Below are 20,460 nucleotides of genomic sequence, written 5' to 3'. Positions count from 1 at the left end.
AACTTGATATGCTGATTATTTGATTACAACCTTACATACGAATTAAAATTATGAATGAGTTAGTCGTTCTCATTGTCGATGACGAAATGAAAGTTGCAGAAGTATTGAAACACCGATTGCTTCACAGCATTGAACTCCAACACAAATTAGTGTTTTATACCGCGAAATCAGTCGAAGAAGCCCTGAAGATGATTGAACAATATGCTCCTGATTTAGTTTTTTTAGATATCCAAATGCCAAAAGAAAACGGATTAGCTTTGTTTGATTACTTTAAAACGCCACGTCCTTTCGAAGTGGTGATTACTACAGCTTATAGCGAATACGCTTTAGAAGTGTTAAATCAACATGAGTGTTTACATTATTTATTGAAACCTATAGCGGTAGATACCTTACAAGTAGCTTATGATAAATTTGTCGAGAAAGAAGGACGACAGTCTTTTATCAAAATAATTAGAAACAACCAGAAACGGGAGATAGTTGCTGTAGAAGATATTCTGTATTGCAAAGCCGATGATAATTACTGTGAGGTATATTTATACGCTCAAAAGTATTTGATATCTAAAACATTAGGAGCAGTAGCTACAAAATTACAACACCCACATTTTCATCGCGTGGGTCGTTCGTATGTGGTGAATATCAATCACATAAAACACATTGAAATGGGGACGAATCGCATTGTGTTTAAGGATAAAATAATCATCAATGACCAAGAAGTGAGCCACGATATTACTATTTCAGCAGCCAAAATGAAAGAATTCAGATTGCTTGAATTATGAGGCGGTACCTGGTACTTCTATTATTGGGTTTTTTCTTTCCCTTTCTTTATGCACAAACGACTGTTACCAAACGCTATACGACAGAGGATGGGTTAATCGCTAATGATGTTCGCGCGCTCTTGTTAGACTCTAAAGGAATTCTTTGGATAGGGTCTAGGGCTGGATTAAGTGTGCGAAAACAAGGCAAAATTACCATTGATGATACCTCACTTCAGTATCGTTTTACTAATGTTACGGCCATTGTAGAAGATTCACAGCAAGGAATTTGGATTGGAAGCTATGGGCAAGGGATTTTGTACAAAGGACCCAAGCAAACGCTCTTGTTTAACGAAAAAACGGGGCTGTATTCAACTCGGGTTAATGCGCTTTTTATTACCGAAAATCACTTGTATATTGGTGCATCCGAAGGAATTACACGGCTTAATCTCCAGACCTTATCCCTAGTGGAACTACCTTCGAAGAATACATTAAAAACGCCAAGTGCTGTTTCTAGTTTTTACCAAATAGGAACTACTGTTTTTGCAACGACTATTAATCACGGTGTTTTTCGAGTAGAAGAAGAAAAGGTGATTTCTATAAGTGAACCAAAAGAAGTGTTAGCGTCTTATTATGATCCACTGCGAGAAACTTTACTTTTGGGATTAAAGTTCGATTTGGAAATTCACCAGCCTCAGGACAAACAAAGAAAAAGGATGTATCCCATCAAGGGTACGCGTTTTTTTCTACCCGTAGCGGATAAAGTGTATGGGGTAGGGGCGGACATCTTGAACGAAGAAGGTGAAATTTATGCTTGGGAGGGAAAGCAAATTGAAAAACTCAATCAGCAATATGGTATTGTTAATGATGAATTATACAGTTTAGCTTACGATGCCAACCACAAATTCCTCTATGTAGGAAGTAAGAAACAAGGATTGTTTCAGGTTGATTTAGCTTCTCCCTTGTATTTCGATGGTGAATTTGGAGCGGTAGATGCCTTAGCAGTGAAAGAGGCTACAACCTATGTTTTTGGTGCTAAAGGTTTGTGTATCGTGCGCAATCATCAAGCAATGCATACTGTAGATAAAGCCGTGTTTAAGGCGTATCAGCTGGCACACAACCAAAAGTTTCTTGGGTTAACGACGCGTGCTAATCACTTTTTTGAAATCGAGCATCGAATTCCTGCAGAACAAATTCAATTTTATAAAGCGGTTTCAGGTCCTCATGGTGTTTGGGTTAGTACAAATATTGGTTTGTTTCAACTAAATGAAAATGGGCAAATTGAAAACTATATGGGGATTCACACCTATCAATTTGATTTTGTTGGAAATCAACTGTTGGAAACCGATCCCTATGGTGGAGTAAGATTCTATCCTAATATAGCGGAATTTCGATATGAATTGTTTCGTCGAGAGGATGGCACTTTTGTTCCTCGTGATATTGTAGCCATGCAAAGAATAAAGGATAAGACGTATCTAGCAGGGGCGCTAGATGGATTGTATGTGTATGAAAATAAGCGCTATCGCTCGTTACTAGAGGAAGGGGGTTTTACTGAAAATCGATTAAAATACCTCGCAAAGGGAGAAGGAGAAACTTTATATGTTGCTACGGACTTTGGCGATATTTACTATTTAGATGTGCATGGAATGGAGCCTAAAGTGATTCGTAAAATACCACAACAAGCAATTTTAGGTCATGGGATCACCTTTTTGCATTACCACAACAAACAAGTTTTGATTGGAACCAATAAAGGAATCACCGTTTTAGATGCTAAGGGAACTTTTCTGTTTAATACGGAACAAGGGTTGGATAATTATAATGTTAAAAGTAGCGTGATTGTTGCAAATCAACTGATTTTAGGAACTGATAAGGGCTTATATACGTTAGATTTAGATTATTTTAAACCCCAACAAGTGGCGTATAATCTCCTTATCTCGTCGATGAAAATCAATGGAGAAAAAGTTGATCTCAACGAAGGAGACATCCGAGAAAAGCGTCAGTTGATTTTACCTTATGATCAGAATTCTATTTTTGTTGATTTTGTATTGTTAGGAGCAAAATATCCAGAAAAATTGGAGTTTCAATACCGGGTAAAAGCAACGGAGGAGTGGTTAGCGTTAGAACAGCAGACGCTTTTCTTGAACTATTTAAATGCAGGAGAATATCCGATTGAAATCCGAATTTACGACTATGATAGAGGAGCAGAGCAAATAACCTCCTTGCTTTATCTCACCATTAAACCACCTTTTTACTATAGTTGGTGGTTTTTTAGTTTACTTGTACTCTTGGGGATTGGTCTTGTTGTTTTAGTGATTCAGCGCATGAAAAGACAGCAAGATATCAAAGATAAACAGTTGCGGTATGAAAAGAAAGTAGCAGAATTAAAAGTGCTTTCTGTACGTAGTCAACTGAATACACATTTTATTTTTAATGTATTGAGTTCTTTTCAGTATTTTATTATTGCTCATAAAGAGGAGGAAGCTTTATATTATTTAGAGCGATTTGCTTCGTTAATTCGAAAAACACTGAACCTCTCTATGGTGGAACAAGTAACGGTAGAAGAAGAACTCGAGTACATTAAAGGGTATTTTGAGTTGGAAAATATGCGATTAGACGAAAGAGTGCAATTGGTTATAGTGGTAGATCAACAGTTGAATACGCAACAAATTGTGATTCCACCTTTATTGCTTCAGCCCTTTGTAGAGAATAGTTTGGTTCACGCCTTTCCCGAAAGTGTTGAGCAACCTAGAATCACAGTAAAAGTATATCGAGAACAGCAGGATGTAATCTTGGAGGTTATCGATAATGGCATAGGCAAACAAGAACAGCCAACAATAGTGTCCCAGCACGATTCTAAAGGGTTGTATTTAGTCAGAGAACGAATGAAAATGATTCAAGATTACTTAGAGGAGCATATTAGTATTGTGTCTACCACGGCTGGAACAAAGGTACGTTTGGTACTAAAGGGAGTATTGGGTTAAGAAATCAAAGAAAATGAAGTCAATTATTTGTTAATAAAATCAGAGAATGCGAGAAAGGATTGTATTATTGTACTAAAGCACTAAACGATACATAAAGACTACTGGTGCTGATTTAATTCTTTGTTTTATGAAAGGAAGATTGTTGTTTGCTGGGGTTTTTATCGCTTATTTTTTTGCTAATCTTTATTTGGGAATCCGCGTATACCCTCTGTTTGAATCTACTATTTGGGGTGTTCAAGTGCTTTATGGAGTAGCGGTAGCTTTGTTGGTGATTTCGCCTATTTTGTTTTTTGCCTTTAGAAAGCGTATCAGCGTACCCAAAGCAGCCGTTTTATACAAGGTTGGAACGGGCTGGCTCATGCTCATTACTTACGCTTTTTTGCTTGCGTTGCTATCTGATGTAGCATTGGCGTTGATGGGCAATTATTTGGCCACTATTACCCCGCCTTTGTTCCATTTATATCAGTGGCAAGCTGGATGTATTGTATTGGGAACCATAGTAATTGCCTGGATAGGAAATCTCAACTACTATCGGAAAAAAGTGGTACAACTGAATTTAAAAACAGAAAAGCCCTTAAGTCAAGAGGTAAGAATAGTGGTGTTGAGTGATTTACATTTGGGGCATGCGATTAGTAGAAAGGAACTAAAACGATGGGTTACCTTTATCAATGCCCAACAAGCCGATGTAGTTTTATTTGCTGGGGATATTATTGATAATAGTTTGTTGCCGTTGACCTATTATAAATTAGATGAACTTCTACGCGAAATAAAAAGTAAACAGGGGGTGTACGCTTGTTTAGGAAATCATGAATATTTAGCCAATGTTGAAATGAGTTTGGCTTTTTTAGAAAAGGCGAATATTCGCGTACTAAGGGATGAGGTAGTGGAAGTGTTAGAGGGACAAATTCAGCTCATTGGGAGAGATGATAAATCCAATCCCCATCGAAAAACGCTACAGCAACTGGTACAACCCCATCCACAACAAGTACAAATCGTATTAGATCATCAGCCTTACGCTTTAGAAGCCGCAGCAGAGCAGCAGCTGGATTTTCAGTTTTCGGGACATACCCATCGCGGACAAGTGTGGCCCTTTTCGTGGATTACGGATTATTTGTTTGAACAGTCTCATGGCTATTTGAAAAAAGGAACAACCCAGTATTACATTAGTTCGGGACTCGGGATTTGGGGCGGACGCTATCGCATCGGAACACAATCGGAATATGTTGTTGTTACCTTAACGAGTACGTATAAGAAGGAGAAAGTGGACGCATAAGAATGCGGACTTTTTGAAATGGAGAATAAAAGGTTATTTTTGTCAAAATTTTGTTGAAGTGAATTATTTATCAGTAGAAAATATATCGAAATCTTTTGGGGCGCATAACTTGTTTGAAAATGTGTCATTTGGTATTAATAAAGATCAAAAGATTGCTTTTGTCGCAAAAAATGGATCGGGAAAATCGACTATTTTAAAAATAATAACAGGATTGGATGATCCTGATAGCGGACAAGTAGTTATTCGCAAGGGAATTCGCATGGAATTTCTATCGCAAGAACCTAATTTGCAAGATGAATTGACAATCGAAGAGAGCATATTCGCTTCTGATAGCGATATTCTTAAAGTGATCGAAGCATACGAAAAAGCATTAGAAAACCCAGAGGACGAAGAGGCGTATCAAAAAGCGTTCGAACAGATGGAAATTCACAATGCTTGGGATTTCGAAACTCAATACAAACAGATTTTAACTAAACTGAAATTAGAGGATTTAAAGTTGAAAGTGAAAACGCTTTCTGGAGGACAGAAAAAGCGTTTGGCCTTGGCGATTATTTTAATCAATAAACCTGATTTATTGATACTAGATGAGCCAACCAATCACTTGGATCTAGAGATGATTGAATGGTTGGAAAACTATTTTGCTAAAGAAAATATTACCTTGTTTATGGTGACGCACGACCGCTTTTTCTTGGAGCGCGTGTGCAATGAAATTATCGAGTTAGACAACGGGTTAATTTATCAATATAAGGGGAATTATTCCTACTATTTAGAAAAGAAAGATGAGCGAATAGCTGCTGAAAACGCAAGTATTGACAAGGCGCAAAACCTTTTTGTCAAGGAATTATCTTGGATGCGTAGACAGCCGAAAGCACGTACGACCAAATCCAAATCGCGTATTGATGATTTCTATGTAATCAAAGAAAAGGCGAGTAGTAGAAGAAAAGAACACCAAGTGGAGCTGGAGATCAACATGGAACGCATGGGAAGTAAGGTAGTAGAATTACACAAGTTGAATAAGTCATTCAATGGAAAAGTAATTTTAAATGACTTTAGCTATATGTTTAACCGTGGAGAGCGCATTGGCATCATCGGAAAAAATGGATCTGGAAAATCGACCTTTTTGAATATTCTGACACAAACCATGAAACCCGATACAGGAAAAGTGGTGATTGGAGAAACCATTAAGATTGGTTACTATACACAAGGGGGAATTTCAATTAAGCCCGAACAAAAGGTCATTGATGTCATCAAGGAGTTTGGTGAGTACATTCCGTTGGCGAAAGGGCGTTCGATCTCTGCAGGACAGCTTTTAGAGCGTTTTCTATTTGATCGCAAGAAACAGCATGATTTTGTTGAGAAATTGAGTGGAGGGGAGCTAAAACGCTTGTATTTGTGTACTGTGCTAATTCAAAACCCCAATTTTTTGATTCTCGATGAGCCCACCAATGATTTGGACATTGTCACACTGAACGTGTTAGAGAGCTTTTTATTGGATTATCCAGGCTGTTTGGTGGTGGTTTCCCACGACCGTTACTTCATGGATAAGATTGTCGATCACTTATTTGTCTTTAGGGGAGAAGGAGAAATTGAAGATTTCCCAGGGAATTATTCTGATTTTAGAAGCTATGAAGATAGTATTGAGCCTGTAAAAGAGGAAGCGCCTAAAGAAAAAGTCAACTGGAAGGAAAACCAAGTACAAAATGGATTGACGTTCCAAGAACAAAAAGAGCTGCAGAAAATAGAGCGCGAGATGACGAAATTAGAAGAGCAAAAACAAGAGATTGAAAAAGAATTTGCAGACGGAAAGGTGGAAGAAAATCAAATTGACGAGAAAGCAAATGCATTGAAAAAAATAATAAACGAACTCGAAGAAAAAGAAGAACGATGGTTTGAATTATCAGCCAAAAAAGGAGAGTAGTTTTACGTATAAAAATAGAAGAAAAGAGGGTAAAAAAAATCAATTCACCCTCTTTTTTTTATTTTAAAATTGAAATAAAGCTATAAAATATAGTAAAAATTTAAGATTTTTACAAGAGTTTAAATGTTAAAGTTTTTTGCTGTATCTCTTTGTTAATCAGTGTTTGTGTGTAAATGGAAGGTTAAGGGAATGTAATTTAACGATTAAAAAATAGGCAAATTTAAAAAAGAAGGTAACTTTGCGTAGTGAAATTTCAAGTGGTGACAGGGCTTGAGAAATTAATTTTAATGAGGAAAAAATGTTCTTTTTTTATTGGCTTATTACTGCTATTAGGTGGAGTTTTTTCGGGTTTTAAAAAGTATGAAGTAATACTTTTAGAACAGTATAAAATTGTCCCTACTGAAGCGCTGTCTTACCATCTTCCTGAGGAAAAAATAACGGAAGTAAAGGCAGAGGAAGCGGCAGTAATACCATTTACAGGGAAAACCTATATTGGTTTTAAACAAGCCTTAGGCGCAAGAGAGTCGAATGGTTTGTATCGAATTGTCAACTCGTTTGGTTATATCGGAAAATACCAATTTGGAAGGTTAGCTCTAAGATCAATAGGAATTTTTGATTCTGAAGAGTTTTTGAATGATCCGCAATTACAGGAAAAAGCATTTGATGCCCTGATTGCAAAAAACAAGTGGATTCTTAGAAATGAGATTAAAACGTTCGAAGGACGAAGAATCGACGGGATCAGAATCACAGAGTCGGGGATATTAGCCGCTGCTCACCTAGGTGGAGCAGGATCTGTGAGAAAGTATTTGAGAAGTAATGGAGCTAATTCATTTAGCGATGGATACGGAACGTCAATCAAGACTTACTTGAAAAAATTCAGTGGGTATGATGTTTCAGAGATTGATCCAGAGAAGAATGCATTAGTTATGCTGTAAACGCATAAAAGGTGGTCTGTTAAACAGATCACCTTTTTTTATTTGGTGGTGAAAAATTAATTCCTACCTTTACACCTGTAAAAATAACAGTAATGAATTTTAAACATACAAACAATTGGTGGTGGAACAACTTACGTCAAGACGTCGTGAGCTGTCCTGCTATTGGTATGTATGAAGAAAAAATATAACGGAACGAAGTATATTATTCCTACACCTCTAAGGGCTTGTCATCACGACAAGCCCTTTTTTTGTGCCCAAAAATTAAAAAAATAACGAATCGTATAAAACAAACGAAGATGAAGTATCAAGTCAATCAAGCCGGATTTTACGGTGATTTTGGAGGAGCATTTATCCCTCCAACCTTACAACCTATTGTAGCAGAACTACAAGCCCTATATGTCGAAATTATGGAAGACCCTATGTTTCAGGTAGAATTTCAACAGCTATTGGCCGATTATGTCGGTAGACCAACACCGTTGTATTATGCGGCGCGCTTATCTGCTCTGTATAATACCAAAGTGTATCTAAAGCGAGAAGATTTATGTCATACAGGAGCACATAAGATCAACAATACCATTGGTCAAGTTTTACTGGCAAAGCGCCTAGGAAAGAAGCGAATTATAGCTGAAACTGGAGCAGGGCAACATGGAGTAGCTACAGCTACGGTTTGTGCCTTAGCGGGATTAGAATGTATCGTGTTTATGGGAGCTACCGATATTGAACGCCAAGCACCCAATGTTGCGCGCATGAAAATGTTAGGTGCTGAGGTTCGCGCCGCTAAAACGGGAACCCAAACCCTAAAAGAAGCTGTAGACGAAGCCTTGCTCTACTGGATTGAAAACCCAACAGATACGTATTACTTAATCGGATCTGTAGTAGGGCCTCATCCGTATCCTGATATGGTAGGACGTTTTCAATCCGTCATTTCCAAAGAAATTCAACAGCAATTACTGGAAAAAGAAGGCGTAGATAAACCCAACTATGTTGTCGCTAGCGTAGGAGGAGGAAGTAATGCTACGGGGGCCTTTTACTCCTTTTTAGAGCAAGAAGAGGTTAAGCTCATCGTAGCAGAAGGTGGAGGAATGGGAGCGAATACTCCTCAAACAGCAGCCACTTCTTTTATCGGCAAACCGGGAGTGTTGCACGGCAGTAAAACCTTGCTTATGCAAGATGAAGCGGGAGAACCCTTGGAAGCGTATTCTATCTCTGCGGGTTTGGATTACCCAGGTTTTGGTCCTTTATTCGCTTTGATGAAACAGGAAAATCGCGCGGAATTCTTTGCCATCAAAGACGCCGAAGCAATGGAGGCTGGATTGGAACTGTGCAAATTAGAGGGAATCATTCCTGCCATCGAAAGTTCACACGCCCTCGCAGCACTCAAATACAAAACGTTTTTACCAACTGATATCGTAGTCGTAAACCTTTCCGGTAGGGGGGATAAGGATTTACAAAATTACACCAACTACTTTCAGTTGTAGTTTTTTCAGGAAAAAGCCCACGTAGGAGTGGGCTTTTTTTATGCGTAACACAGCCTGTTTTCACTTATTGTTTAGGTGTTGATCTTTAAAATGTAGCTGCTTTGTCTCTTTACTTTTTTTAAGCATATGGAGTTGTGGTTTTTGTTTAAAAATATAGGTAAAATGAATTTATACTGTGAAATAATTTGATTATTTGTATTTTTTATTTCAATAGTTTGAATTGTTAAAGTAATTAGGGTTGCTTGTTTTGTTTTTTAGGAGTACTATTGCTCGTGTGAAAATTTAATAGTTATGAATAAAGAAGTAATTAATTTAATTCCTACAGTTGAATCATTAATCAATATAGGAAAAAGTGTTGGTCCTACGTTAACCGCTTTACTAGGTTTAATCTTTTTTGAAAAAAAACGTCGCAAGTCTAGCGATCTTATGAAGAAAGATGAAGTACCGCTGGCGCTATTAGGTAAAAAGTACATCAGTAAATTTAAAAAGCCACAAGCGAGGGAAAAAGATTTTTATTTAGAAACTGGCATTAAAGCAAGAGCAGCTGACATCATGAAATTTATTGAGTTAAAGAGAACCCTAAATTATATAGATTGGTGGGTATTAAAGAAGGCTCAAGGTAGGATTCGATTTGAAGATGAAGAAGTGAAAGTAAAATGGAATGTTTTAGATCTTCTTGTTTTAGTGGTGTTAGTTTGTATTGTTATCCTGTTATTTTGTTCAGTTCTATGGTTTATTTTTACGGTTGTGCCTTTATTGATTCCCGTTGAAATATGGGTTAAGAGTAATATGAAATCTATCGTATTTCTATTTTTTTCTTTCTTGGTTATGACTTTTTATTTACTGTATTTTCTTAATTTTTTACAGGAACCTTTAGCGGTTTTTATAGTAAAAAGAGACATTGAAAAAATAAGGAAGCAAAATAAGGAAGCAAAATAAGGAAGCAAAATAATAAGGTAGCAGCATGACGTGAAAAGGACTTTTGTACTCCTTATATATATAAGGAGTACAAAAGAAAACGCATCCTTTATTTCTTTTGTACGGGATCCCAATAAAAATATCCCCATCCAAAACAAACAAATACTATATTTGCACCGGTTTAATAAAAATACAAGATGATAACAGTTAATGATGTTGCTGTCCAATTTGGTAGCACAACGCTTTTCAGTGGCGTAAGTTTCTCCATTAATGAAAATGACAAAATTGCCTTAATGGGGAAGAATGGCGCGGGTAAATCTACTTTGCTTAAAATTGTAGCTGGAGTAAACAAACCTTCATCTGGGGTTGTTGCGGCACCAAAAGAAGCAGTGATTGCTTATTTACCTCAGCATTTATTAACTGCAGATGATTGTACTGTTTTTGAAGAAACGTCAAAAGCGTTTGCTCAAATTTTCGCCATGAAGAACGAAATTGAGCAAATCAATGAAGAGTTGACGGTACGCACGGATTACGAAAGTGATGCGTATATGAAACTCATCGAACGCGTATCGGAATTAAGTGAGAAGTTTTATTCGATTGAAGAAGTAAACTACGAAGCTGAAGTTGAGAAAGTGTTGAAGGGATTGGGGTTCTTGCGTGAGGATTTTACTCGTCCAACGTCTGAATTCAGTGGAGGATGGAGAATGCGCATTGAATTGGCGAAAATCTTATTGCAAAAACCGGATTTGATTTTACTCGATGAGCCAACCAACCACATGGATATCGAGAGTATTCAGTGGTTAGAGGATTTCTTATTGACCCAAGCCAAAGCGGTAATGGTGATTTCCCATGACCGTGCTTTTGTAGATAATATCACGAATCGAACGATTGAAGTGACGATGGGTAAAATCTACGATTACAAAGCGAAATACTCAGATTATTTGGTGTTGCGCCAAGATCGTAGAGCGCATCAGTTGAAAGCTTACGAAGAGCAACAAAAGATGATTGCAGAAACGACAGAATTTATCGAGCGTTTTAAAGGAACCTATTCTAAGACTTTACAAGTGCAATCGCGCGTAAAAATGTTGGAGAAATTGGAAATTATTGAAGTGGATGAGGTAGATAATTCTGCTCTGCGCTTGAAATTCCCTCCAGCGCCACGCTCAGGTCAATACCCAGTTACTGTTACTGAAATGGGGAAAACGTATGGCGATCATGTGGTATTTAAGGATGCTAATATGGTGGTAGAACGTGGACAAAAAGTAGCTTTTGTCGGAAAGAACGGAGAAGGAAAATCAACCATGATCAAAGCAATTATGGGTGAAATCGACTATACGGGAACCATCGAATTAGGACACAATAGTCAAGTAGGGTATTTTGCACAGAACCAAGCGTCTTTGTTAGATGGAGATTTAACCATTTTTGAAACCGTAGATCGCATTGCAGAAGGGGATATCCGCACGCAAATTAAAAATATCTTAGGGGCTTTTATGTTTTCTGGAGATGATATTCAGAAAAAAGTAAAAGTACTTTCAGGAGGAGAAAAAACGCGATTAGCGATGGTGAAGCTCCTGTTGGAACCTTATAACCTTTTGATTCTGGATGAGCCAACCAACCACTTGGACATGAAAACCAAAGACATCATCAAAGCGGCATTGAAAGATTTTGAAGGAACCGTAATCTTGGTTTCTCACGACCGTGATTTCTTGGATGGATTGGCTGAAAAAGTATTTGAATTTGGTAATAAACGTGTGAAAGAACATTTTGAGGATATTAAAGGATTCCTAGCCCATAAAAAAATGGAAAGTTTACGCGAAATTGAAAAATAGGCGTAAAATGAAATAAAAAGAGTATAAACTCCTTCTCTTAAAAATTGGCATGTGTTTTGTGAATCTTTTAAGGGAAGGAGTTTGTTTTTTTAATTTCTTTAGTGGTGTAATTCACTAGAATTAGCAGGAAACAATGTGGCTTTTTCTTTTACTGTCCAGGGATAGTACTATATTTGTAAAAGGATTAAAAATAGTGTTTCATAAAATGAAAAAGGTTGTATATTTATTGAAGCATTTATGTGTAATTAACAACATTAAGTGAATGAAAAGAATAAACTTGAAACGTTTTTTTCTACTTATCGGGGGAACTTTTTTCTGCTTTGCATTTTCGGAGAATAGTTATAGTCAAAGTCTATCTTTTTCTGAGGCTATGCGTGTGATGAATGAGGAAAATAGCTTGCTGAAAGCAATGGAAAAACAAGAGGAAGTTCATCAATATGAATGGAAGGCTATGAAAGGGTTGCGTTCGCCATCGGTGAAAGCTTTTGGAATGGGGATTTACATGGATCGTTCGTTGGGATTGGACTTTAATGGCCTTCGAAACCAAGTTGGGGATTTTGTGCATTTGCCGAGTTCTGAAGTCTTAGGGAATTGGTCTGTAGATTTCAATAAACGAGACATGGCTTTTGGTGGATTGATGGCTACTTGGCCGTTGTTTACAGGAGGTAAGATTAACGCTGCAGTCAAAGCTGGTAAGATAAAAAGTGAAATTGGAGAAAAAGACATAGAGCAAACCAAGCATAAATTAATATCAGAACTCGTTGTTCGCTACTATTCCGTAAAATTGGCGGAACGTGCGTTAGTTGTTCGCCAAGAAGTATTGACGGGCATGGAAAAACATCAACATGATGCGTTGAAATTAGAAGAAAATGGCATGATTGCCCCTGTACAACGTATGGCTGCTGATGTAGCGGTTTCAGATGCCAATCGAGAGTTTGAAGCGGCAAAGAAAGATGCTACTTTGGCGCGTTTAGCCTTAGCTAATACCATGGAAGTAGAAGAGGTAACAGCTGATTTGAGCAGTGATTTTTTTATTTTGCCTCAGTTAGAACAGCTGGATTACTATCAAGTTTCGGCGGAAAATCACTATCCAGCCTTGCAAAAAGTAGCCTTACAAAAGGAATTAGCTACGCAGGGAATTAAAGCAAAACAATCATCCAATTACCCTACGGTAGTAGCCTTTGGACAAACGATTTTGGCACACAACAATCCCATCAGTGGATTAGATGTGCTTTATGACAATAATAAACCTTGGACGGTGGGTATTGGAGTAACCTATACTTTATTTGAAGGATTGAAGAATAGAAATGAAATTAGAGCAGCCAAAGCTACCAGAGAAAGTGTGGAACTATTTGAAGAAAAGGCAAAGTCTGATATCAAAATGTTAGTGGCGAAACTATACCAAGATATCCTAAAACAACAGGAACAAATTGAGAGTTTAACCACGCAAGAGGCTATGGCTACAGAGTACCTTCGCGTGCGCAATAAAGCTTTTGTCGAAGGATTTGCAACCTCAACTGAAGTTGTGGATGCAGAGCTGAATTTATCCGTAGTGAAGCTAAAAAAAATACAAGCGCATTTTAATTATGTAGCCAATGTAGCATCGCTATTTGAATACACGGGGTTGAGTAATGAATTTGTCCAATTTGCAAAATAAATTGAAGGTAAGATGAAAAATAAAGTAATAAGCGCAATTGTTGGAATTGTAGTGGTAGCGATTGTTTTCGCGGTTTCTATTTGGTATATGAGTGCGCCACAAGAGAGTTATATACAAGGACAAGTGGATGCGACACAGATTAATGTATCGTCAAAGATTCCAGGACGAATTGACAATATTCTGGTTAAAGAAGGAGAAAAAGTACAGGCTGGGCAGGTTTTAGTTCAAATCAGTACCCCAGAAATTGATGCCAAATTACAACAAGTCGAGGCCTTAAAGGCTGCGGCACAAGCCCAAGATGCAAAAGCTAATACAGGAGCGCGTAAAGAAGAGATTCAAGCCGCTTACAATATGTGGCAACAGGCAAAAGCTGGAGCAGAGTTTGCACAAAAAACCTATGCTAGAGTAGAAAACTTATACAAAGAAAAAGTAATTCCAGCCCAACAAAAAGACGAAGCTTATGCGAAGTACATTGCTGCTCAAGAAGTAGAAAAAGCAGCGAGTGCAACCTATCAAATGGCAAAAAGTGGCGCTCGATCAGAAGATAAAGCGGCGGCTTTGGCTGTTTTTAACCAAGCGAAAGGGGCTGTGGAAGAAGTGTTGATTTATAAAGGAGAAGGAGAAGTGAAATCACCACAAGATGGAGAGGTGTATACGATTATGCCAAACAAAGGTGAAATCGTGAATTCGGGTTATCCGATTGTGAACTTAGTGGATTTAAACGATGTTTGGGTGAACTTTAATGTTCGCGAGGATCTAATGCCTAAGTTTAAAATGAATGCGAAATTTCACGCTAAGGTTCCCGCTTTAGGAGATCAAGAAATTGAGCTAGAAGTACAATACATTGCTGTACAAGGAGACTATGCAACATGGAGTGCGACCAAAGCCAAAGGGGATTTTGATATGAAAACCTTTTTGATTAAGGCCTACCCAACGCAAAAAGTGGAAGGGTTAAGACCAGGAATGAGTGCTTTAGTCGTAGAAAGTAGTTTGAAGTAAAAATAAAAATAACGTGAGTAAAGGTTTTTTAGCCCTATTGAAAGAAGAGTTTAAGCGAATGCTGACCACACCGCGTATTTTGGTGTTGATTCTTGGTATTCCGCTTTTGCTATTTCTGTACTATGGAGCTTTGTTAAAAGAAGGGGTTTCTCGAGATTTACCAGTAACGATCCTCGATTTAGATAAAAGTAGTACTTCACGTAAACTAGCAAGTTTTATTGATGCCAGTGCGGCGATGCAAATTGTCTATGAAGTAAACGATGAGTTAGAAGGACAAAAAACAGTGCGTCGTGGGGATTCTTTTGCGTTGATTATCATTCCAAAAGATTTTCAAAAAAACGTACAGAAAGGGGTAAAAACCAATGTGACTTGTTATTACAATGGGCAGTATTTACTGCCCGCAGGATTAATTCAGCGCGATTTTCAAACAGCTGCAGGGTATCTCGCTGCAGGGGTTCGAACAATCTCTTTAGAGCAGGGAGGTCTAACACCAAATCAAGCATTAGCTGCTGTAGCCCCCATCAACGTAGAAGAACATGTACTCTTTAATCCGTATACGAGTTATGAATACTATTTAGGTCTGGCTTTTATGCCAATGGCCTTGCAAATTATTATGCTAGTGGTCTCGATTTTCGTTTTTGGTGTAGATCTAAAATATAGAAAAGGAAATGAACTACTCGAACGAGCGAACAATAAAATGTACGTTGTAGTATTGGCAAAAATAATGCCTTATACTTTGGTTTTTATGGTGTTGGGCTTGTATATGAATAGTTATGTGTTCTACCAATTGAGTATGCCATTTAAGGGGAATTTCTTCGTGCTAAATGCATTTTTCTTCTTATTTATCTTGGTTTGCCAAAGCATGGCTTTTTTCTTGGCTTCGATTATGAATAGTTTGCGTATTGCTTTGACTATTGGTGGCGCCTATGCAGCGGTAGCATTTTCGTTTGCAGGCTATACATTTCCTCCTGAGGGAATGAGCGGATTTGTACGCGGTGTAAACTACGTTTTTCCTTTTCATTCCTATATGCGTTTTGTAGTAAATTACGCGATTCGCGGAATTTCATTTAATGCAGAACAAGGAGGCTATTTGATTGCGTTTGCTGTTTTTATCTGTTTAGGATTGGTGGGAATACCCTTTTATTATAAAAAATTACAGAAAGGAGGCTATGATGCTTAACGGATTAATTGAAAACTGTGCCTTGATTTGGGAGTCTTGTAAAAGAGAAGTCAAAATGATTTTTAAGGATTCAGCCATTGTGATTACCTATCTTGTATGTGTACTCTTGGTTGCTTTTGTGTATTCCTATGTTTACTCTAAAGAGGTAATTACCGAATTACCTGTAGCTATTGTCAATCAAGATCAATCGAAAATGAGTTTTCAAATTGATCGCATGCTGGATGCAACCCCTCAACTGAAGGTGAATTTACGCACGGCTAGTATGGATTTAGCTCAAGAAGCGTTTTACCAAGAAAAGATTAAAGGAATTATTGTGATTCCAGAACATTTTGGTCGAGATTTACAAAAAGGCAAAGTGCCAACTTTAGGAGCATATTGTGATGCATCTTATATGTTATACTATAAACAAACCCTTGGAGCTGTCATGCTTACGGCAGGCACTTTAGGTGGGCAAGTAGAAGTCAATAAAATGATGGCTGGTGGAATGCCAATGAAACAAGCTGCAGCAACTCGACGTCCTTTTGATGTAACAGCCAAACCACTGTTTAATATTAATGGAGGATATGCTACGTTTTTGATGCCTGCTGTTTTTTTAATTGCAGTTCAAACTTTACAACTCAACGGAATGGGAATCTTAGCAGGTACATTGCGTGAAAAAAGACGATTTGCGACTACTTTTGCTTTTGCACAAGGACGTTTTTCCAACTTCTTTTTAACGATTGGAAGGAGTTTAGCCTATCTCATCCTTTCGATGTTGATGATGTGGATTGTGCTTGGGGTGGTGATGCATGTCTTTACGTTTCCACAACGAGGAAATCTTGTGGAAGTTACGCTGTTTTTGATACCTTTTATACTAGCAGTTTCCTTTTTGGGAATGGCGCTGGCGAATTGGTTTAAACACCGAGAAGATTCGATTATGACGGTGACGCTATTTTCCATTCCAACTTTGTTGATGACTGGATTATCTTGGCCCACAACTGCTTTTCCAACCGCAATTAAGGTGATTTCCTTTTTTATTCCCTCTACAGTGGGAACCAAAGGATTTGTCGCCTTGACGCAATTCGGCGCTTCTTTACAAGATGTACGTGATTTGTTTTTACAGATGTGGTTGGTTTGCTTGTTTTACTTTATGCTGGCCGTATGGTCTAACTGGCGTTTAAGAAGAAAAGAAGGAGAGCGAGTGGCTCAAGAAATAGAATAAAAAATAGGATTGCTTTGCAATCCTATTTTTGTATGGTCAATTGATAAATCGATGTTGGTAATTCCGGATTATCTGGATCAGTACACAAGAAGAAAGAGACTTCTTTTGGGGAGTTTTTATATACAGTGATTCCCTCGAATTTTTCATCAGTACTAATGGTTTTGGTTTTTTCGACCTTCATTTTTTTGGTGTTAATCTTCCCCACAATCGATCCTTTGATTTCACCATCTGCATAAGTCGAACCTGAATCTTCAGCTGTTGCAATGAAGTAAAGGTCTTGATCGACCAAAACTGCATCAGTAAACCCCGTTTGAACTTTGTCTAATTTGGGTAATTTCATCGGAGTATACGTAATTCTAAAGTTGTCTAAAATACTTTCGCCTGTTACTACAAATACGCCGTTTTGTTGTTTTGGACCATTGCCTCGATTAAAAAAATACCACGTCTCTTTGTCATAGACTACCCCCTCAATATTGAAATCTGCATCGTCTAAATGAGCAAAAGCTTTCATTGATTCGTATAACAAGGCCAAAGATTGCTGGCTTATGGGTTCATTCGTCAATTGGTGAATTTCATACAAGGTCGTTCGATTGGCGGTTGATCCTGAACCGAAAAGATAATAATTGACACCATCAAACGCCAGAGATTCTAAATCGGGTTTTGCTGCTTTTGCCATATGCTCTTCTCCGATATAATCTTCGGTAAGAGCGGTTTTGTGTAGTTGCTTGGATGGAATATCATAGTGATATAAATACGAGCTATCATCCGCAATCAGATGTAATTTGTCTTCTGCATAGTACAAACCTGAAGCTGCACTTGCCCCTATAATATGATATAGAAACGATATCGTCAATTTTCTCATGGTTACTTGAATTGAATTTTATAAATTTAATACATCCGAACTACTTAATGAATTAAATTGATATGAGTTTTGAAAATAAATATAAGGCTACGGGGAAAACGAAACTAAGTAAATTATCAACCCTTCCTGATTTTGAGATGAGTTCTAAAAAGGCTCTACGCAAATTAAAAGAAGCGAGTCGACACTTGAGTAAGTTTCAAGAATTGATGTATGCCCATAATCGGTATAGTTTTTTGATTTGTATTCAAGGAATGGATACAGCGGGTAAAGATAGTTTGATTCGCGAAGTATTTCGATCGTTTAATGCAAGAGGGGTTGTGGTTCAGAGTTTTAAAAAACCCACCTCCAATGAATTAGAACACGATTATTTATGGCGTCATTATATTGCACTGCCTGAAAAGGGAAAGTTTACTGTGTTCAATCGCACCCATTACGAAAATGTGTTGGTTTCACGGGTGCATCCCGAAATTGTTTTGAATGAACGTCTTCCTCAAATTACAAGCATAGAACAGTTAGACCAAGATTTTTGGGACAAGCGATATCAGGAAATTGTCAATTTTGAGGAGCACATCAGCAATAATGGGGTGATTGTGTTGAAGTTTTTCTTGCATCTGGGTAAAAAGGAGCAGAAAAAGCGTATTCTTCGTCGATTAGGAAAGAAAAAGCACCATTGGAAGTTTGCTCCTGAAGATGTTCGAGAGCGTGAGTTTTGGGAGGAGTACCAACAATATTACGAAGAAAGTATTGAAAAAACAGCTACAGAAACCTGTCCGTGGTATGTAATTCCCGCAGATAATAAATCTTTGTGTCGCTATATTTTTGCTCATATTTTGCTTGAAGTAACAGCACGTTTAACGGATGTGAGTATGCCTGAATTACCAGAACACATTCAAGAAAATTTGTCCAAGTATAGAGAGCGTTTGCTCTCAGAAGACGAGTAGAAAACAACAGATGCTTCTCTTTTTAGGCAAACGATAACGGAACACTGATGTTTGATTGACCTTTGTTTTCGTTCTGCTTGAGAAAGAATTTATTCTCTTGACTGATTCTTTCGTTTTCTTGTCAGTATATTTGCACAAATTTTTACATCCATGAATCTATCTATTTATATCAAAGAGTTCCGATATAATATTCAATTAGCCTATCCAATTATTTTAGCCATGTTAGGACATACCGTGGTTGGAGTTATTGACAATATTATGGTGGGTAAAATTGGACCTACAGAACTAGCAGCCGCTTCTTTGGCCAATAGTTTTGTGTTTATCGCCATTTCTTTGGGAGTAGGATTTTCTACTGCGATTACACCTTTTGTTGCAAAAAGCGATGCTGCTAATGATATAGAAGGTGGACGATCAACTTTTGTCAACGGATTGTTTCTGTGTATAGTTGTAGGGGTTGTGCTGTTTACGATTATCTTTTTGGCAAAGCCCTTTTTGGTTTATATGGGGCAACCTGAGGAAGTAACGCAATTAGCTAAACCCTTTTTGGATATTGTGGCCTTATCTATTATTCCTTTGGTGATGTACCAAGGATACAAGCAATTTGCAGATGGTAAATCACAAACCAAGAACTCCATGTATGCAACGTTGATTTGTAATGGGGTGAATTTGTTGTTCAACTATTTATTAATTTATGGAATTTGGTTTTTCCCAGCTTTGGGAATGCTAGGTGCGGCTTATGGAACGTTGATTTCTCGTGTGGTGATGATTATTTATATGCATTTTGCCTTGAAAAGGCAGGCAATGTTTCAGCCTTTTATGAACCAAGTAAAGTTCAGTGAGATCAAAAAGAGCGTATTGAAACAAATTGCGAAGATTGGTGTACCGTCAGGATTAATGAGCTTCTTTGAAGTAGCCCTATTTGTTGGAGCGGTTTGGTTGTCGGGTATGTTGGGAACTGTTTCTCAAGCGGCCAATCAAATTGCCTTGAGTATGTCGTCGATGACGTTTATGTTTGCCAGTGGGTTAGGAGTAGCTGCTACAATTCGCGTAGGAAATCAAATGGGATTAAAGAATTATACCTATATGCGAACCGTAGCTCGTTCGATTATGTTGATGGCTTTGGGTATTTATATTCTCTTTGCTTTGTTGTTCGTTTTGTTTCACAACTATATTCCCCTCCTTTTCTTAGATGCTAAGGATGTAACGAATGCTGTAATGAATGAAGAGGTAATCCAAATAGCAGGACAACTGCTGCTAGTAGCCGCTGTGTTCCAAATTTCCGATTGTATGCAAGTGGTAACCCTAGGGGCTTTACGTGGTTTACAAGATGTAAATGTTCCTATGATTATTACCTTTATTTCGTATTGGATTGTTGGATTTCCACTGTCTATTTATTTGAGTTTATATACAAGTGTTGGAACGCCAGGTATTTGGATTGGATTACTCGCTGGATTAACAACTGCAGCTATTTTGCTTTATGCTCGTTTTTATCAAATTTCCAATCGATTGATTACTACTAATTTAAATTAAATATAT

15 protein-coding genes are annotated in these 20,460 nt (G+C 37.7%); 14 read left to right on the top strand and 1 reads right to left on the bottom strand.

The window, feature by feature from the left end; genetic code table 11:
• Nucleotides 1-50: 50 nt before the first annotated feature.
• The 12 genes from ACLJX0_RS09795 to ACLJX0_RS09740 all read left to right on the top strand — a co-directional run bounded on the left by ACLJX0_RS09795 (nucleotide 51) and on the right by ACLJX0_RS09740 (nucleotide 17,121).
• The gene (locus tag ACLJX0_RS09795) at nucleotides 51-776 is read left to right on the top strand and encodes a LytR/AlgR family response regulator transcription factor (RefSeq protein WP_410880043.1); all 726 of its coding nucleotides are present in this window, start codon (nucleotides 51-53) and stop codon (nucleotides 774-776) included.
• Nucleotides 773-3,733: a histidine kinase gene (locus ACLJX0_RS09790; protein WP_410880042.1), complete on the top strand. Its 2,961-nt coding sequence runs from the start codon at nucleotides 773-775 to the stop codon at nucleotides 3,731-3,733. The genes ACLJX0_RS09795 and ACLJX0_RS09790 overlap by 4 nt, the downstream gene beginning before the upstream one ends.
• Nucleotides 3,734-3,860: 127 nt before the next feature.
• Nucleotides 3,861-5,006: a metallophosphoesterase gene (locus tag ACLJX0_RS09785; protein ID WP_410880041.1), complete on the top strand. Its 1,146-nt coding sequence runs from the start codon at nucleotides 3,861-3,863 to the stop codon at nucleotides 5,004-5,006.
• Between the two features lie 58 nt (nucleotides 5,007-5,064).
• Complete coding sequence (locus tag ACLJX0_RS09780) at nucleotides 5,065-6,924, top strand: ABC-F family ATP-binding cassette domain-containing protein (protein ID WP_410880040.1); 1,860 nt, start codon at nucleotides 5,065-5,067, stop codon at nucleotides 6,922-6,924.
• Between the two features lie 287 nt (nucleotides 6,925-7,211).
• Nucleotides 7,212-7,859 carry a peptidoglycan-binding protein LysM gene (locus tag ACLJX0_RS09775; protein WP_410880039.1) on the top strand — a complete coding sequence of 216 codons (648 nt, stop codon included), beginning with the start codon at nucleotides 7,212-7,214 and terminating at the stop codon, nucleotides 7,857-7,859.
• A 296-nt stretch (nucleotides 7,860-8,155) separates the two neighbouring features.
• Complete coding sequence (trpB, locus tag ACLJX0_RS09770) at nucleotides 8,156-9,337, top strand: tryptophan synthase subunit beta (protein WP_410880038.1); 1,182 nt, start codon at nucleotides 8,156-8,158, stop codon at nucleotides 9,335-9,337.
• Between the two features lie 291 nt (nucleotides 9,338-9,628).
• Entirely contained in the window at nucleotides 9,629-10,276 is a 648-nt protein-coding gene (locus ACLJX0_RS09765) for a hypothetical protein (RefSeq protein WP_410880037.1), read from the top strand.
• A gap of 176 nt (nucleotides 10,277-10,452) precedes the next feature.
• Nucleotides 10,453-12,084: an ABC-F family ATP-binding cassette domain-containing protein gene (locus tag ACLJX0_RS09760; protein ID WP_410880036.1), complete on the top strand. Its 1,632-nt coding sequence runs from the start codon at nucleotides 10,453-10,455 to the stop codon at nucleotides 12,082-12,084.
• Between the two features lie 262 nt (nucleotides 12,085-12,346).
• The gene (locus ACLJX0_RS09755; protein WP_410880035.1) at nucleotides 12,347-13,741 is read left to right on the top strand and encodes a TolC family protein; all 1,395 of its coding nucleotides are present in this window, start codon (nucleotides 12,347-12,349) and stop codon (nucleotides 13,739-13,741) included.
• 12 nt (nucleotides 13,742-13,753) lie between these two features.
• Complete coding sequence (locus ACLJX0_RS09750) at nucleotides 13,754-14,740, top strand: HlyD family secretion protein (RefSeq protein ID WP_410880034.1); 987 nt, start codon at nucleotides 13,754-13,756, stop codon at nucleotides 14,738-14,740.
• A 13-nt stretch (nucleotides 14,741-14,753) separates the two neighbouring features.
• Nucleotides 14,754-15,920: an ABC transporter permease gene (locus ACLJX0_RS09745; protein WP_410880033.1), complete on the top strand. Its 1,167-nt coding sequence runs from the start codon at nucleotides 14,754-14,756 to the stop codon at nucleotides 15,918-15,920.
• Between the two features lie 55 nt (nucleotides 15,921-15,975).
• Entirely contained in the window at nucleotides 15,976-17,121 is a 1,146-nt protein-coding gene (locus ACLJX0_RS09740) for an ABC transporter permease (protein ID WP_410880032.1), read from the top strand.
• 22 nt (nucleotides 17,122-17,143) lie between these two features.
• On the opposite strand, the gene ACLJX0_RS09735 is transcribed toward ACLJX0_RS09740, so the two are convergent.
• Entirely contained in the window at nucleotides 17,144-17,983 is an 840-nt protein-coding gene (locus ACLJX0_RS09735; protein ID WP_410880031.1) for a DUF6929 family protein, read from the bottom strand.
• 62 nt (nucleotides 17,984-18,045) lie between these two features.
• Between ACLJX0_RS09735 and ACLJX0_RS09730 the strand changes: the two genes are divergently transcribed.
• On the top strand, nucleotides 18,046-18,924 hold the full coding sequence (locus tag ACLJX0_RS09730) for a PPK2 family polyphosphate kinase (RefSeq protein WP_410880030.1): 879 nt from the start codon (nucleotides 18,046-18,048) through the stop codon (nucleotides 18,922-18,924).
• A 150-nt stretch (nucleotides 18,925-19,074) separates the two neighbouring features.
• Nucleotides 19,075-20,454, top strand: a complete 1,380-nt coding sequence (locus ACLJX0_RS09725) for an MATE family efflux transporter (RefSeq protein ID WP_410880029.1) — start codon at nucleotides 19,075-19,077, stop codon at nucleotides 20,452-20,454.
• The last annotated feature ends 6 nt before the right edge of the window (nucleotides 20,455-20,460 follow it).

The sequence above is a fragment of the Myroides sp. DW712 genome, assembly GCF_046557355.1.
GTDB lineage: Bacteria > Bacteroidota > Bacteroidia > Flavobacteriales > Flavobacteriaceae > Flavobacterium.
The sequence above is the reverse complement of the archived record's forward strand: the minus strand, read 5'-3'. Positions and strand labels throughout refer to the sequence as shown.

Excerpts from the sequence above, each read along its gene's own strand:
- ACLJX0_RS09775 (WP_410880039.1), top strand. The coding sequence starts at position 7,212 with ATGAGGAAAAAATGTTCTTTTTTTATTGGCTTATTACTGCTATTAGGT.
- ACLJX0_RS09735 (WP_410880031.1), bottom strand. The coding sequence starts at position 17,983 with ATGAGAAAATTGACGATATCGTTTCTATATCATATTATAGGGGCAAGT.
- ACLJX0_RS09740 (WP_410880032.1), top strand. The coding sequence starts at position 15,976 with ATGATTTTTAAGGATTCAGCCATTGTGATTACCTATCTTGTATGTGTA.
- ACLJX0_RS09730 (WP_410880030.1), top strand. The coding sequence starts at position 18,046 with ATGAGTTTTGAAAATAAATATAAGGCTACGGGGAAAACGAAACTAAGT.
- ACLJX0_RS09795 (WP_410880043.1), top strand. The coding sequence starts at position 51 with ATGAATGAGTTAGTCGTTCTCATTGTCGATGACGAAATGAAAGTTGCA.
- ACLJX0_RS09790 (WP_410880042.1), top strand. The coding sequence starts at position 773 with ATGAGGCGGTACCTGGTACTTCTATTATTGGGTTTTTTCTTTCCCTTT.
- ACLJX0_RS09725 (WP_410880029.1), top strand. The coding sequence starts at position 19,075 with ATGAATCTATCTATTTATATCAAAGAGTTCCGATATAATATTCAATTA.
- ACLJX0_RS09765 (WP_410880037.1), top strand. The coding sequence starts at position 9,629 with ATGAATAAAGAAGTAATTAATTTAATTCCTACAGTTGAATCATTAATC.
- ACLJX0_RS09750 (WP_410880034.1), top strand. The coding sequence starts at position 13,754 with ATGAAAAATAAAGTAATAAGCGCAATTGTTGGAATTGTAGTGGTAGCG.
- ACLJX0_RS09755 (WP_410880035.1), top strand. The coding sequence starts at position 12,347 with ATGAAAAGAATAAACTTGAAACGTTTTTTTCTACTTATCGGGGGAACT.
- ACLJX0_RS09760 (WP_410880036.1), top strand. The coding sequence starts at position 10,453 with ATGATAACAGTTAATGATGTTGCTGTCCAATTTGGTAGCACAACGCTT.
- ACLJX0_RS09785 (WP_410880041.1), top strand. The coding sequence starts at position 3,861 with ATGAAAGGAAGATTGTTGTTTGCTGGGGTTTTTATCGCTTATTTTTTT.
- trpB (WP_410880038.1), top strand. The coding sequence starts at position 8,156 with ATGAAGTATCAAGTCAATCAAGCCGGATTTTACGGTGATTTTGGAGGA.